The sequence below is a fragment of the Pseudomonas frederiksbergensis genome (genome assembly GCF_003732275.1).
In the GTDB taxonomy this organism is placed as follows: domain Bacteria; phylum Pseudomonadota; class Gammaproteobacteria; order Pseudomonadales; family Pseudomonadaceae; genus Aquipseudomonas; species Aquipseudomonas frederiksbergensis_H.
Genome location: NZ_MOBM01000023.1, coordinates 60,665 through 74,165, shown reverse-complemented (window position 1 = coordinate 74,165; position 13,501 = coordinate 60,665). Strand labels below are relative to the sequence as shown.

At 58.8% G+C, this 13,501-nt stretch carries 12 protein-coding genes; 6 read left to right on the top strand and 6 right to left on the bottom strand.

The features are described from left to right. Positions 1-146 precede the first annotated feature (146 nt). The 3 genes from BK662_RS18575 to BK662_RS18565 are packed head-to-tail and all read left to right on the top strand — an operon-like array spanning position 147 to position 3,712. Positions 147-806, top strand: a complete 660-nt coding sequence (locus BK662_RS18575) for a paraquat-inducible protein A (RefSeq protein WP_123359247.1) — start codon at positions 147-149, stop codon at positions 804-806. Then, positions 793-1,416, top strand: a complete 624-nt coding sequence (locus BK662_RS18570; RefSeq protein WP_123359246.1) for a paraquat-inducible protein A — start codon at positions 793-795, stop codon at positions 1,414-1,416. Before BK662_RS18575 ends, BK662_RS18570 begins: the two co-directional genes overlap by 14 nt. Next, complete coding sequence (locus BK662_RS18565) at positions 1,409-3,712, top strand: PqiB family protein (protein WP_123359245.1); 2,304 nt, start codon at positions 1,409-1,411, stop codon at positions 3,710-3,712. The genes BK662_RS18570 and BK662_RS18565 overlap by 8 nt, the downstream gene beginning before the upstream one ends. A gap of 214 nt (positions 3,713-3,926) precedes the next feature. Here BK662_RS18565 and mksF read toward each other — a convergent pair whose 3' ends face one another. The 3 genes from mksF to mksB are packed head-to-tail and all read right to left on the bottom strand — an operon-like array spanning position 3,927 to position 8,744. Beyond that, positions 3,927-6,767 carry an Mks condensin complex protein MksF gene (gene mksF, locus BK662_RS18560; protein ID WP_123359244.1) on the bottom strand — a complete coding sequence of 947 codons (2,841 nt, stop codon included), beginning with the start codon at positions 6,765-6,767 and terminating at the stop codon, positions 3,927-3,929. Next, a complete protein-coding gene (gene mksE, locus BK662_RS18555) occupies positions 6,764-7,477 on the bottom strand; it encodes an Mks condensin complex protein MksE (RefSeq protein ID WP_123359243.1) in 714 nt (237 codons plus the stop codon). The genes mksF and mksE overlap by 4 nt, the downstream gene beginning before the upstream one ends. After that, positions 7,467-8,744 carry an Mks condensin complex protein MksB gene (mksB, locus tag BK662_RS18550; protein ID WP_185047154.1) on the bottom strand — a complete coding sequence of 426 codons (1,278 nt, stop codon included), beginning with the start codon at positions 8,742-8,744 and terminating at the stop codon, positions 7,467-7,469. The genes mksE and mksB overlap by 11 nt, the downstream gene beginning before the upstream one ends. Positions 8,745-8,982: 238 nt before the next feature. Here mksB and BK662_RS18545 point away from each other — a divergent pair, with 238 nt between their 5' ends. Beyond that, positions 8,983-9,723 (top strand): energy transducer TonB, encoded by a 741-nt coding sequence (locus BK662_RS18545; protein ID WP_123359241.1) that lies wholly within the window; start codon positions 8,983-8,985, stop codon positions 9,721-9,723. Further along, on the top strand, positions 9,716-10,168 hold the full coding sequence (rimI, locus tag BK662_RS18540; RefSeq protein ID WP_007896888.1) for a ribosomal protein S18-alanine N-acetyltransferase: 453 nt from the start codon (positions 9,716-9,718) through the stop codon (positions 10,166-10,168). Before BK662_RS18545 ends, rimI begins: the two co-directional genes overlap by 8 nt. Positions 10,169-10,288: 120 nt before the next feature. On the opposite strand, the gene BK662_RS18535 is transcribed toward rimI, so the two are convergent. Continuing rightward, positions 10,289-10,693 (bottom strand): serine kinase/phosphatase, encoded by a 405-nt coding sequence (locus tag BK662_RS18535; RefSeq protein WP_123359240.1) that lies wholly within the window; start codon positions 10,691-10,693, stop codon positions 10,289-10,291. Positions 10,694-10,868: 175 nt separating this feature from the next. Between BK662_RS18535 and can the strand changes: the two genes are divergently transcribed. Continuing rightward, on the top strand, positions 10,869-11,513 hold the full coding sequence (gene can, locus BK662_RS18530; protein WP_048397734.1) for a carbonate dehydratase: 645 nt from the start codon (positions 10,869-10,871) through the stop codon (positions 11,511-11,513). A 7-nt stretch (positions 11,514-11,520) separates the two neighbouring features. On the opposite strand, the gene BK662_RS18525 is transcribed toward can, so the two are convergent. Continuing rightward, positions 11,521-12,045: an SET domain-containing protein gene (locus BK662_RS18525; RefSeq protein ID WP_123359239.1), complete on the bottom strand. Its 525-nt coding sequence runs from the start codon at positions 12,043-12,045 to the stop codon at positions 11,521-11,523. Positions 12,046-12,227: 182 nt separating this feature from the next. Beyond that, positions 12,228-13,400 carry a hypothetical protein gene (locus tag BK662_RS18520; RefSeq protein ID WP_123359238.1) on the bottom strand — a complete coding sequence of 391 codons (1,173 nt, stop codon included), beginning with the start codon at positions 13,398-13,400 and terminating at the stop codon, positions 12,228-12,230. Between the last annotated feature and the right edge of the window lie 101 nt (positions 13,401-13,501).

The window sequence follows — 13,501 nt, the reverse complement described above, 5'->3', positions numbered from 1 at the left end:
AATTCCGAAACCCCTATCTGCGTATGCAGGTAGGGGTTTTGTTTTGTCCGCAGGAAAAGAGCACTCTGGCGACAATACAAAATTGCACAGTTATTTTCGAGTCAGGACACTAGAATAGGTCCAACTTTTTTGGAGCCAGAGCCGTTATGCCAGATCCGGTTGGCGCCCCAGGGCTGTCAGATTTACCGCTGGACGACTTGGTAGCGTGTCATGAGTGCGACTTGCTGATGCGCAAGCCTGAGCTTGCTCATGGCGAGAAGGCCATCTGTCCACGTTGCGGTTATGAACTATATGCTCATCGACACAATGTCGTGCAGCGCAGTCTTGCCTTGGTCATTGCCGCACTATTGTTGTTCATCCCTGCGAACTTTTTACCCATCATGCAGCTCAATCTACTCGGACAGTCGTCGCATGACACAGTCTGGAGTGGCGTTGTAGGTCTGTTCGATACCGGTATGCGAGGCATAGCGGTCGTGGTGTTTCTCTGCAGCATGGGGATTCCGTTGCTCAAACTGCTTTGCCAACTGGTCGTGTTGCTGAGTATTCGCTTCGATATCGGACGCAGTTACGGCCTGCTGCTCTACCGCATTTTTCATCATCTACGGGACTGGGGGATGCTCGAGGTTTACCTCATGGGCGTACTGGTTGCGATCGTCAAATTGGCCGATATGGCAGCGATCACCGTAGGTCTTGGTCTGGCGTGCTTTATCAGTTTGTTGTTAGTCCAGGTCTGGTTGGAAGTGGTGATGTCGCCGCACCAGATCTGGCAGGCCCTATCAGGAGAAGATGCCCATGCGGGCGATTGATGCAGGCATTCTGATTTGTGCCGAATGCCACGAGTTGAACAAGCAGGAAGCTGATACGGACGAGCAGGTCTGCACCCGCTGCGGTGCGCTGGTTCATGCCCGCCGCCCGAACAGCCTGATGCGTACCTGGGCGTTGTTGATCACAGGCGCGATTCTCTATATCCCGGCCAATGTGCTACCGATCATGACTGTCAATTCCCTGGGCCAGGGTGATCCGAGCACCATTATGTCCGGTGTGATCCAACTGGTTCAGCACGGCATGATTCCAATCGCAGCCGTGGTTTTTATCGCCAGTATTCTGGTGCCCACGTTCAAGCTGGTGGGGATAGGTTTGCTGCTGTTTTCGGTGCAACGCCGCCAGCCACTCTCGGCACGCCAGCGCATTTGGATGTACCGCTTCATCGAGTTCATCGGCCGCTGGTCGATGCTGGATATCTTTGTAATCGCCATCCTGGTGGCGGTTGTGAATTTCGGACGGCTTGCCAGCATCGAAGCCAATCTTGGCGCCATCGCCTTCGCCAGTGTGGTGATTTTGACGATGCTTGCCGCAGTAACTTTCGATCCCCGACTGATTTGGGATAACACGGAGTCGGACGACGACCATGACTGATTTGCCTAAAGCGAAAACCCGACCGGCCTCGAACTGGTCAGCCATTTGGGTGTTGCCCCTGATCGCCTTGATTATTGGCGGCTGGCTCGGCTGGCGTGCCTACAGCGAGACGGGTATCGAGATTCAGGTGCGCTTCGAAAGCGGTGAAGGCATTCAGGCCAACAAGACCGAAGTCGTCTACAAAGGCATGTCGGTCGGTAAGGTGAAAGCCCTCAAACTCGATGACGAAGGCAGCTCCAAAGGAGTGATCGCCACCATCGAGATGAACAAGGACGTGGAGCAATACCTCAGGACCAGCACGCGTTTCTGGCTGGTCAAACCGAGCGTGAGCCTGGCCGGTATCACGGGCCTGGAGACGCTGGTCTCAGGTAACTATGTGGCCGTCAGCCCGGGCGAGGGCGAGCCGACCCGCAAGTTCAAGGCCCTGGCCCAAGAGCCTCCGCTCTCGGACGCCCAACCCGGCCTGCACCTGACCATCAAGGCTGATCGCCTCGGCTCGCTGAATCGCGGCAGCCCGGTGTTCTACAAGCAGATCCAGGTCGGTCAGATCAAAAGCTACGTGCTGTCCGCAGACCAGAATACTGTTGAACTCAAAGTCTTCATCGAGCCGACCTACGCCAACCTGGTGCGTAAACACACGCGCTTCTGGAATGCCAGCGGCATCAGTATCGACGCCAACCTGTCTGGTGTGAAAGTGCGTAGCGAGTCCCTCGCCAGCATCGTCGCCGGTGGTATTGCATTTGCCACTCCAGAGAACCGCAAGGATAGCCCGCCCACCGATCCAAGCCTGCCGTTCCGTCTCTATGAGGATTTCGATGCAGCCGCGGCGGGTATTCGGGTCAAGGTCAAACTCAGCGATTTCGAAGGCCTGCAGGCCGGTCGTACGCCGGTGATGTACAAAGGCATCCAGGTCGGCAATTTGAAAACGCTCAAGGTTGACCCGGACCTGTCCAGTGCGACCGCCGAGTTGACTCTCGACCCGCTAGCCGAGGATTACCTGGTCACGGGCACTCAGTTTTGGGTGGTAAAGCCATCGATTTCGCTCGCTGGTATTACGGGCCTGGAAGCGCTGGTCAAAGGTAACTACATCGCCGTACGCCCAGGCGACAAGGGCGGTGCACCGCAGCGCGAGTTCGAAGCACGGGCCAAGGCGCCGCCGCTGGATCTGCGTTCGCCAGGCCTGCACCTGGTGTTGTTCACCGACAACCTTGGTTCTCTGGAAGTCGGCAGCCCGATTCTCTACAAACAGGTCAAGGTCGGTTCGGTTCAGAGCTATCAATTCTCCCGCACCAAAAAGCAGCTGGTGATCGGGGTGCATATCGAGAAGGAATACGAAGGTCTGGTCAACGCCTCGACGCGTTTCTGGAATGCCAGCGGCATCACGCTCACCGGTGGATTAACCGGCGGCATCCAGGTCAAAAGTGAGTCGTTGCAAAGTCTGATGGCTGGTGGCATCGCCTTCGAAACCCCGGAAGCCAAAGCGCCGTTGCAAAAGCGTATTCCACGTTTCCGCCTGCATGCCAACCATGATGAGGCAACGCAGAAAGGCACTATGGTGACGATCAAGGTCGATCGCGCCGATGGACTGCGCAGTGGCACGCCGGTTCGATTCAAAGGCCTGGACGTTGGCAAAATTGAGGACGTCGACCTCAGTGATGACCTGCAAGCAGTACTGCTGACCGCGCGGATCACCGAAGTGCCGGAGCGTATCGCTCGGGTCGGCAGTCAGTTCTGGGTGGTCAAACCTGAGCTCGGTCTGATTAAAACCTCGAACCTCGAGACTTTGGTCACCGGGCAATACATCGAAGTGCAACCCGCGCCGAAGAACCTCGGTCCGCAGAAGACCTTCGTGGCGTTGACCAATCCTCCGGAAACCGCCAAGGAAGAGGCTGGTTTAAGCCTGGTGTTGAGCGCTGCTCGTCGGGGTTCGCTGAAGACTGGCGTCCCCGTCACCTATCGCGAAATAACGGTGGGCAAGGTGACCGGTTATGAGCTGGGCCAGACGGCTGATCGAGTGTTGGTGCATATCCTGATCGAGCCGAAGTACGCACCCCTGGTGCGCACTGGCACCCGGTTCTGGAACACCAGTGGTTTTGGTTTCGACTACGGCTTGTTCAAAGGCGCGACAATACGCGCTGAATCGCTGGAGACGCTGGTTCAGGGCGGTATCGCCTTTGCCACACCGGATGGCGACCGCATGGGTGTCCCGGCGCGGCCCGAGCAAACCTTCCCGTTGTTCGACCAGTTCGAAGATGAGTGGCTGACGTGGGCGCCGAAGATCGCAATCGGCAAGTAGTTTATCGGCGCCTGTGATGCCGCCTTCGCGAGCAAGCACGCTCCCACATTTAATCGGTGTCGTACGCAAATGTTATGAACGACAAAGATCCAGTATGGGAGCGTGCTTGCTCGCGAAGGCGGCCTAAAACTCACAGAAAGTCTCTAGTCATTGCATAAAAAAGGCCGCGATCCATTTGGATCGCGGCCTTTTTGTTGGCTTGGATTAAGTCAAATCAGACCGCATCCAGCTCTGGCTCATCAGTTTGTACAACAACGGTTGCCTTCACTTCATCGTGGCGACGGATGTACTTCCAGTCCGCCTCGTCGATGTAGATACCGTTCGGGCCGCTGCCGCCTTCCAGGTCGATGGCGACACTGGCGCAAACTTGCGGCTTCACACTCGCCAGAATCGGCACGAAGCCCAGTTGCAGGCTGGTTTCCAGCAGTGCTGCCTGGTTCTTCTCGTCGATGTCCGCCGCCTCGTCGAGGTAGTACGGCAGGCGCACGCGACCGGCCTGGTCGCGGTCCATCAAGTGCAGCAACAAGTACATGTTGGTCAGTGCCTTGATGGTCATGGTGGTGCCGTTGGATGCCGCACCGTCGATGTCGGTGTGGATTACCGGCTGGCCGTTGACCTTGGTGATCTCGAACGCCAGCTCGAACAGATCCTTGAGACCGAGCTGGTTGTGGTTGGCCGCCACCAGTCGCGCCAGGTATTCCTTGGCTTCTTCGTTCTTGTTGTCCTGATCGGCGCTTTGGCTTAGGTCGAAAACGGAAAGGGTCTCACCTTCTTCGTACTGACCGGCGCTGTGGATGATCTGGTCAATGTGCTTGAGCGCTTCCTTGTTCGGCGCGAGCACAATACGGAAGCTTTGCAGGTTGGAAACCTGACGCTTGTTGATCTCGCGGTTGAACAGCGCCAGTTGATGTTCGAGGCTGTCATAATCGCTACGAATATTACGCAGGGTCCGGGCGATGTCGGTGACCGCCGCACGGCGTGCCTTGCCGAGGGTCAGGGCTTCGTCGGTGCGGTGTGCGTACGCGTTGATCAGCAGTTGCAGGCGACGCTCCATATCGTCTTCGCTGTCGAACTTGGCCACGCCTTTCAGGCGAACCTGAGCGTAGAGCGCGTCGATTTGCCCGTCGCTGCGCAGCAGGCCTTGCCAGCTGTCTTGATAGTCATTGAGCAACGGCAGCAGGTTGTCCATGGAGTCGTCGACCGGGTCCATGAACGGCGTGCCGAATGGCAGGTCCGCCGGCAATAGCTGACGACGGCGCAGAGCGTCATCGAGGGTGCGTTGCTTGGCTTCCATGTCGCCGATCTGCCGGCCAACCAGTTGCAGTTTGGCCGACAGTTGCTGGACGCGTTCGGTGAAGGCATCGCTGGAACGCTTCAATTCGTCCTGAGCGGCTTCCATCTGCGCCAATTGCTCAAGCTTGTCGCCTTCTTCGGCGCTCAGGGTTTGCGCGCGGCGGAAGTCTTCCAGGGCTTTCTGCGCATCCAGCACTTGCTGGTACAGCGCTTCGGTCTGGGTCTTGCTGGCCGCGCGGTCGGCTGCCACGGCAGCTTGAGTTTTCAGCTGCTTGAGTTCTTTTTCCAGGCGGTCTTTCTGATCGCGCAACGCCGCACGGTCAGCCAGGGCTTGCAGGGCAGGGGGCTCGATGTGCGAGATGTCGATGGACAGGCCCGGCACTTCGAAACGCTCGCCTTTGAAGCCATCGAGGATCAGTTCCATGGATTTGACCCACTGACCGTCCTCGTCCAGCGTAATGCCGTGTTCACCCAGTGGCAGGCTGAACAACGCGCTGTTGAACAGGCGCATCAGGCGCTCGACGTCCTGCTGCGAAAACTCTTCGCGCAAACGGGCGTAGCTGTTGTTGTCGGCGTGATCGAGTTGTTGCTTGACCGACTTCAGGCGTTTTTCCAGATCCCGCAGACGCTCTTCCAGGTCTTCGGCGCTGAACTGTCGCGACTGGGCCAGCGCACCGGCCAGTTCATCGTGCGCGTCCTTGGCAGCGAGCAGTTGCTGCTCGAGGACTTTGACGTCATCGACCAGCGCGAAGCGATGCTTGAGCACCGACAACTCGCCGAGCCAGCGCTGGATGCCGGTGATTTCCCGCTCCAGACGCATCAGCTCCTGAGTACCGCCGCGTTGATCGTTTTGCAGCGCGTCCTGCTCGTTGCGGTAGTGCTCGGCTTGAATCGTCAGTTCTTCCTTGCGCGCGCTGGCGTAGTCCGACCAGGTGCCGAGCAGGGAGTCGAGCAGCGGCGAAATCCGGTGCAGTTTGCCGCGCAGGATATTGCGCTGGGCCACGCCAGCGGCCAGTGCTTCAACCAGCGGGCCAGCGGTGACCAGCGAGTTGTAATCCTGCTCCATACGACGTACATCGCGAAACGCTTCTTCACACGCGGCGATGTAATCGACACTGCCGGAACGCAGGCTGTGTTCAAAAGCATCGAGGAACAACTGCTTGAGTTTGGCCGCGGTGATTTCGCGCATGTGCAGCAGGTTGATGAACAGCGCGCGGAAGGTCTTCAGGCTCTGCTCGCTGGTGGAGCGCAGCGGGATCAGCGTCAGGTCCAGCGGAATCGAAGTGTGACCGCCGACCAGCAAACGACGCAGTTCATCCGGCTTGAGTTCGTAGGCTTTCAGGCCTTCGCGTTCAAGGTTGGTGAACAGCTCTTTCTGCCGCAGGCAGGTCTCGTTTTTCTGGTAATGGGCCAGGTCGAGTTTGCCGGCATAGGCAAAGAACTGGTGACCGAAACCGCCGCCCGGGCCGCGGCCGACCACGCCGATTACGTGCGGGCCGTGGGGCAGGGAGACTTCCACCAGGATGTAACTGGTGTCCGAGGCGAAGTAGAACCGACGGGATTGTTCCAGGCTGTACTTGCCGAAACTCATGTCCGACATGCGCGCCAGAATCGGGAACTGCAAGGCGTTGATCGACGCGGATTTACCGAGGTTGTTCGCGCCGTAAACCGACAGCGGCTCTTCCAGCGGGAACAGGCCGAGGCTGTAACCGGCGGTGTTCAAAAGGGCAAAGCGGCGAATGCCGTAGCGTTCCTTGCTCATGCGTCGGTCTCCTGTTCTTCGGCGATGGCGCGGGCCAGGGCGAGTTCTTCGCTTTCTTCTTCGCTCTCTACCTCAAATTCTCTCAAGTCGAGCGGATCATCGGTTTGCAGCAGTTTTTCGTCGCTATCGTCGTCGATCAACACTGGAACCGGCAGAGGCAACACGCTGTGCAGGCTGGCCGCCAGATCGCGGTCCTGCTGAACCGACAGGCAAACGTCGAGGAAGCGGTGCATCGGCGGCAGGAAACGGTAAACGCCGTTTTCTTCGCTGGCGAAACCGAGCTGAGTCATGCGGCGCATGATTTTTTCTTCGAGTTCTTCGACGGTCTGCACTTCGGCCTGGATGAACAGATCACGGTATTTTTCCAGCAACGATGGCAGTTCATCACGACCGAGACTGCCACCGTCGAGCACGGCGATCGGGTCGCGGCCCTGGTCGGCCAGGTGCTCGACGAGGATGAAGGTGAACAGTGCCAGACGTTGCGCAGTCTTGTTCACCGCCGCTGCGGCGAGGTCCGGAACGAAGTAATAGAAACCACGGGTGTCGCAGACCAGTTCAAAGCCCAACGCCTTGAACAGCGTGCGGTACTGGTCCTGGAAGTTCGACAGTTGCGCGTACAGCTCCGGATCGCGGCGGCTGACGTGGTAGCCCTTGAACAGCTCGCGAAAGATCGGCGCCAGCTGGGACAGTTCGGATAGATCAAGATGCATATGGAATGCTCGCAGAATTCTCGGCGGCGGTGTCACCGGACGAGAGCAGGGCGAAGGAGCGCAGGCTGACCTGATGCTCGTGAGTGTGGTAATCGCGGCGCTCCAGACGCTCGCGTTTGAAGCGTTTCTCCCGCGAAAGGCGCGAGAACCAATAGAGCAATTCGTCAGTAGCGCCGTCCGGTTCCTGCTCCAGCAGCCAGGTCATCAGGTCCGGCATCGGCAGGGCGTCTTCGCAGCGTTCAAGCATTTCCCGAACGGTGCGTGGCGCGCGCGGGGCTTCGCCTTTCTGGGTCTTGTGGGCCTTGGGGAAACGCGCAGGTTTCGGCTCGAAACGGGCCAAGGCGTACACGTAGGCTTCGACCTGACTGGCGCTGCCGAGGAAGGTACTTTGCGGCCGGGTGAACATCGGCATCGCGGCTTGCGGTACCGCATCGATACCTTTACGACGAATGGCCGACAAGGCCAGTGCCGCGCCACGGGTCACGGCGTTGTGCCGGCGCGCTTCTTCACGCAGCGGCAGCAGCAGTTCACGGGCATGACGCAGAGTCAGCTGGGCGCTGGTCTGCATTTCGAGGATGCGCGCGTGGGTGCGCAGCAGCATGTCGTCATCGACCAGATGGCCGAGGCGCTGCTGTTCAGTGAGCATCTTCAGCAGGACGTTTTCGACCTTGCGCACGCCTTGTTCGAAGGCGCCGTCGGCGTTCACCAATTGGATCATCGGCTCGACGTATTCATCCCAGGTCGCCAGTACTTCAGCGTAGCGCTGACGCAGCGGGATCTGCCGGTCGCTGGTCTTGGCCCGCTCGGCGACGGCCACCAGGGCCTGTTCGTCGTTGGCGAGTTTCTTCAGAACGTCCCGCACGCGCATGTCGAGCAGACGCAACTGACGCGCCAGATCGTGGCCGTCGCGGATGTCGAAGGCGTCCTGAATGTAACCGGCCAGGCGCTCGAGATGGCGCAGATAGGCTTCGATTTCCAGGCACAGGCCCAAACGGTGCTCACGACGCAGATAAGCAAGGAAGTCGTGGATCTGCGCGTTGAGCTCGAAACGGTTCGGGCTTTTCGCCACGGGAACCAGAATGTCGAGGCGGATCCATACGTCCAGCAGGCTGGTGATGTCCTGCGGTGTACTGTCGAGTTGCTGGGCGGCCAGTTGCGTGCGCAGTTCGTTGAGGCTCAGGGTGCCTTGGTCGAAGTGCTCGCACAGTGGCTCCAGAAGTGCCCAGTGTTCAGCGAGGGCGCGCAAGACGCGCTTGGGTTCGATCATCGGAATGGCCGGCTGGTTGGCGATTAAAAGCCGCGATTGTACTGCATCGCAGCCGTGTCGATTCACTCTCGGGATGGGCTGTCGCCATTTTTCATGGGTGGTAAGACTATCGGTGAAGTCTATCGATCAACAGCGCGGGCGATCTTGAGCGAAGGGCGGTAGAATCACTGCACTTTAGTTATCCACAAGTGGCCGACCTTTGCTTATCGAGTCTCGTCGTCGCGCTTATTTGACCGCCATGCAGGTGGTCAACTGGCTGCCGCGCACCGAATTGCCCTTTGCTGCGCCCTCGCGCCCCGAACTGCTGGAGATGCCCGAGCCATTGGTCGTCACCCCGGTTGTGCCTGCTCCGGTGGCGCAGGCGCCCGTGGAACCTGCGGCTAAACCGGCCGAGCGGGTGAAGATCGAGGTGCCACGGCCATCGTTGGCCAGCACCCGCACGAACGCCAAGGTCGAAGAAGAGGAGGCCCCGGTCGCGATCAAGGCGCCGGTCATTCCGCCACCGCGTTTCGCCCTGCAATTGCTGCGCGCAGGTCGTTGCCTGTTGTTGGTGGAGTTACCCACAGGCGAAAGCTTCCAGACCCGCGATCCGGCCTATCTGTTGCTCAAGGACATGCTGCGCGCCGCCGGCCTGCCAGACAGCCCGCAGATCGTCGGCGAGCCGGTGCGCTGGCCGCTGTTGGCTCGCGGCACCATGGATCAAGGGCCGGAAGCGGCTCGGGATTTCGTACAAGGCTTTCTGTCGGCCCGTCTGGAAGACGCTCCATGCGTCTGCCTGTGGCTGATCGGCTTGCCGGCGGTGCGTTTTGCCGGTGAGGCCAACGCCGAATCCTTCAACCGTGAACTTCAGGTCGAAGGCCTGGGTTCGGTCTGGGCCCTGCCGGGTCTGGAATTATTAATGGAAGAGCCACAGCGTAAGGCTGATGTCTGGCAAGCCATGCGTCGGCTGATGGCGCGCTGGAAAGAATCGAATGAGTGACGCTGTATCGTTCCGCCCGATGACCGAGGCGGACCTGGACACTGTACTAAAAATTGAATACGCGGCTTACAGCCACCCTTGGACCCGCGGGATTTTTCTCGATGGCCTGGGCAAGTACCAGATCTGGCTGATGTTTGAAGGGCAGCAGCAGGTCGGTCATGGCGTGGTGCAGATCATTCTCGACGAGGCGCATTTGCTGAACATCACCGTCAAACCGGAAAATCAGGGCCGAGGCCTGGGTTTGACGCTGCTGGAGCATTTGATGTCGATTGCCTACAAGGCAGAGGCGCGGGAATGTTTTCTGGAAGTGCGCGACAGCAACCGGGCGGCGTTTCGGTTGTATGAGCGGTATGGGTTCAACGAAATCGGGCGTCGGCGGGACTACTACCCGGCAGTGGGCGGGCGCGAAGATGCGGTCGTCATGGCCTGCACTTTGGTTGATTGAAACACCTGTAGGCGCTGCCGAAGGCTGCGATCTTTTGATCTTTCTATGTCGCGGCAACAAAAGATCAAAAGATCGCAGCCTTCGGCAGCTCCTACGTTGGAAACTGGTCAGATCTGTAGATCAACGCTTGCCATCCATCGGATCGCGCCGGGCCAATTCTTCTTCATCCAGCCCATTGCCCCCGCCGATGTCGTCTTCATCGACAATGCTCAAATTCCAATCCGCCTGGTCGCCGTCACCCTCTTCATGGGCATCCCGTGCGCCGTCTTCACGGATCAAGGTTTCCGGGCTCATGTCATCGTCGGTGGGTTCATGGTCATCGGTCGAGCCCCCGGTCATGCCAGCTTCACGGATGCGTTCGTCGGGCATCTTCTGCGCGCGCTCGCGTTCGGGGATCAGGTCGCCGATTCTGGCGCTCGGTTCTTCCTCGTCGAAGTCCAGTTCATGCACTGAGCCCATGCGGTCTTCGTTGTCGTCGATGGGCTCGGGTTGCGCCTCATCGAACGGACGTCGTGAATCAGTCATGGCATTCCCTCATACTGTAGGCCTTACTACAGTTGACCCACTGGGCTTGCGAGAATTCCACCGGCAGGGAGTGTCGGATAGCCATTTAATGCATTAGGGAGTATCTGCATCTCGCGCGTGACCCCGACACATGGTTGTCTGTCAAAGCAGCAAATCATTCTTGAGGCTTCATTGCATGAACGAATTACAAGATCTGATTGATAACAATGAGCGCTGGGCCGACGCGATCACCCAGGAAGATCCTGATTTCTTCGCCAAGCTGGCCCGTCAACAAACCCCGGAATACCTGTGGATCGGTTGCTCCGATGCTCGCGTGCCGGCGAACGAGATCGTGGGCATGCTGCCAGGCGACTTGTTCGTGCATCGCAACGTAGCCAACGTGGTGCTGCACACCGACCTCAACTGCCTGTCGGTGATTCAGTACGCGGTCGATGTGCTCAAGGTCAAACACATCCTGGTCACCGGTCACTATGGCTGCGGCGGTGTACGCGCCTCGATGCAGGACCGTCAGTTGGGCCTGATCGACGGCTGGCTGCGCTCGATTCGCGATCTTTATTATGAAAAGCGCGACGAACTGGCCAAGTTGCCCACCGAAGAAGAACGGGTGGACCGCCTCTGCGAGCTCAACGTGATCCAGCAGGTGGCCAACGTCGGTCACACCAGCATTGTGCAAAATGCCTGGCATCGCGGGCAGAGCCTGTCGATTCACGGTTGCATCTACGGCATCAAGGACGGTCGCTGGAAAAGCCTGAATGCCACCATCAGTGGTTTCGAACAGCTACCGCCACAGTACCGTTTGCGTCCGGTCGAGGCGTTGTAAAAGCCTTTCAGCTGAGACTTCGTCGACGCCAGTGTTGAAAAAACTGTTCTCCATTGGCATTGGGCGACTCGTCGTAGCCAAGGATCCAGCCACGGCAGCAAGGACAACCGCAGCGGCAGGCGAACTGCCGCAGCAGCTTGTCTTCTGTCGCGGCGAAATCCATCGTCAGCCGGTCACCCTTTTTGATGTCTTTGAGCGCCCATAACCACAGCTCGCTCATGTCAAGAAAGACGTTGGGGTCGCAGGAGTGGCTTAGCAGACCGCAGAAGCGCGGATCGTAGACGTGGATTCCCGGCGCCAGTTGCCGGGTGTGTCGGCCGCGATAGGGCAACAAATGTCCGGAAACCCGGCAGATTCGGCTGATGCGGGGGAACTCGCGCAGTGCCGTGACAGCTATTGCCGAGCCCTCGGTGTTGTAGAGGATTTCGAAGTCGTCCTTGGAGGGGAATCCAAGGCGAAGGGGCAACTCTACAAATGGATAGATGCCATTGGGTGGCGGTGGGGGTATTCCTTGTTGGGCGTGGGCTCTCATAACAATCCTTGTCAGATGGGGGCTACAACCTCTTCCAGCTGACATCCGGTCAGCTCTGCAGCACTTGGGTGCGCCCCAAGCCTCTCGCAAATGAAACAATTGTTCTACTGTCAGATATGACAGGCGAAAAAGGCTCTTTCCCGCGTCAGCCATGGCTTACGCGGGAAAGACTTTCAGCGGGTTTACAAGTGTGGGGCTGGGGCGGAGGTCGCCAGGGATGGGGTCTTCAGTTGTTTCAGCTGAGATTTGACCGTCGTTGTTGCGCATTTGGCCACGGCCTGTTCGGGCGTCAGGTTGCGGATTGAGGTGTAGAACAGTTCGCAGGTTTTTTCTTTCTGGGTCACTTGCCAGGTCTGAGTGCAGCTTTTCAGCTGAACGGTAGGGTCGGTGCCCGGTTTGCTGCCCATTCCGGCCTGCCAGCACGCGGCGCTCAAATCCTGCCCCATGACTTTCAGTCCCGCGGCGTCGGCCTTGGCCTGGGCATCGCTACCGCTATAAGCCTCGGGATCGGCGGCGTACCAGATATAACTCGGGTGGTTGGAACCCAGTACCGGCACCTTCACGCCCTCGCGCGGGCTGATGGTTGCCAGGCCCAGTATGTCCACCGTCGGCCCATATTGTTGCTTGATCCAGTTACGCACCGGTGCGCCGAAGGCAACCATTGGCAACGCCGCGCCACTGGCGTTCTGGCTGACTTCCTTGACCATGGTGGTCTGGTAGTCCGTGAAGTAGTTGTAGACACCCTCCAAGTCTTTGCCTGCGCTGGATGGCGCGGCAATCGGCGCGATGTCGATAATGGTCTGATAGCCCGGTGTCTGGTCGACGGGGATGCCGTTGGCGGTCAGCAGCGTGGCCCAGCGGTCGGTGGTCTTGGACTCCAGGTAATCCTGGGCCTGGGTCAGCGAATAATCCGGTGGGAAGTGCAGCAGCTCAACGCTTTTGCGGTTTTCCAGCGCCATGCCCAGCGGCAGGAACAGGTACCAGCTAAAAGTCCATTTGCCATCGGCATTCAGCTTGCTGGCGCCGTTGTAGGCCAGGTCGCCGGCATCGAGCAGCGCGGCCAGTGGTTTTTCATAGCCTTTGGGCACACCGCTGATATTGGCGTAGAGCTGCTTGTTGTCGGTTTTGACCACCACTTTGGCGGTTTTGTAGCCATCGCGCTGGACGCTTTGGGTCAGGTAATGCTCAACGGTCTGCTCCAGTGTCCAGTTGCGAAAACAGATGACATTGCAGTTGTTGGGGTAGGAGAACAACCGGGTGACGCGTTCTGTACTGCCCAGTTTCAGATCGACGTCGGCGTGGGCGGCGGCACTCAAGGTGAGTGCGGCGAGGGTGAGTCCTGCGAGTTTGAACATGCTCAGATCCTTTTCAGCGTGAGCCCTCGGAGGTGGGGCGGGTACATACTGAAACTACTTGTGTCGAACGGTCCAGTGCCCACGTGAAAAGATCGCCGGTT

Bases quoted from the DNA above. Each gene is read 5' to 3' on its own strand.
- BK662_RS18535 (WP_123359240.1), bottom strand. From the start codon at position 10,693: ATGACTGATTCACGACGTCCGTTCGATGAGGCGCAACCCGAGCCCATC.
- rimI (WP_007896888.1), top strand. From the start codon at position 9,716: ATGAGTGACGCTGTATCGTTCCGCCCGATGACCGAGGCGGACCTGGAC.
- mksE (WP_123359243.1), bottom strand. From the start codon at position 7,477: ATGCATCTTGATCTATCCGAACTGTCCCAGCTGGCGCCGATCTTTCGC.
- BK662_RS18520 (WP_123359238.1), bottom strand. From the start codon at position 13,400: ATGTTCAAACTCGCAGGACTCACCCTCGCCGCACTCACCTTGAGTGCC.
- BK662_RS18525 (WP_123359239.1), bottom strand. From the start codon at position 12,045: ATGAGAGCCCACGCCCAACAAGGAATACCCCCACCGCCACCCAATGGC.
- BK662_RS18545 (WP_123359241.1), top strand. From the start codon at position 8,983: ATGCAGGTGGTCAACTGGCTGCCGCGCACCGAATTGCCCTTTGCTGCG.
- BK662_RS18575 (WP_123359247.1), top strand. From the start codon at position 147: ATGCCAGATCCGGTTGGCGCCCCAGGGCTGTCAGATTTACCGCTGGAC.
- BK662_RS18565 (WP_123359245.1), top strand. From the start codon at position 1,409: ATGACTGATTTGCCTAAAGCGAAAACCCGACCGGCCTCGAACTGGTCA.
- mksB (WP_185047154.1), bottom strand. From the start codon at position 8,744: ATGATCGAACCCAAGCGCGTCTTGCGCGCCCTCGCTGAACACTGGGCA.
- can (WP_048397734.1), top strand. From the start codon at position 10,869: ATGAACGAATTACAAGATCTGATTGATAACAATGAGCGCTGGGCCGAC.
- BK662_RS18570 (WP_123359246.1), top strand. From the start codon at position 793: ATGCGGGCGATTGATGCAGGCATTCTGATTTGTGCCGAATGCCACGAG.
- mksF (WP_123359244.1), bottom strand. From the start codon at position 6,767: ATGAGCAAGGAACGCTACGGCATTCGCCGCTTTGCCCTTTTGAACACC.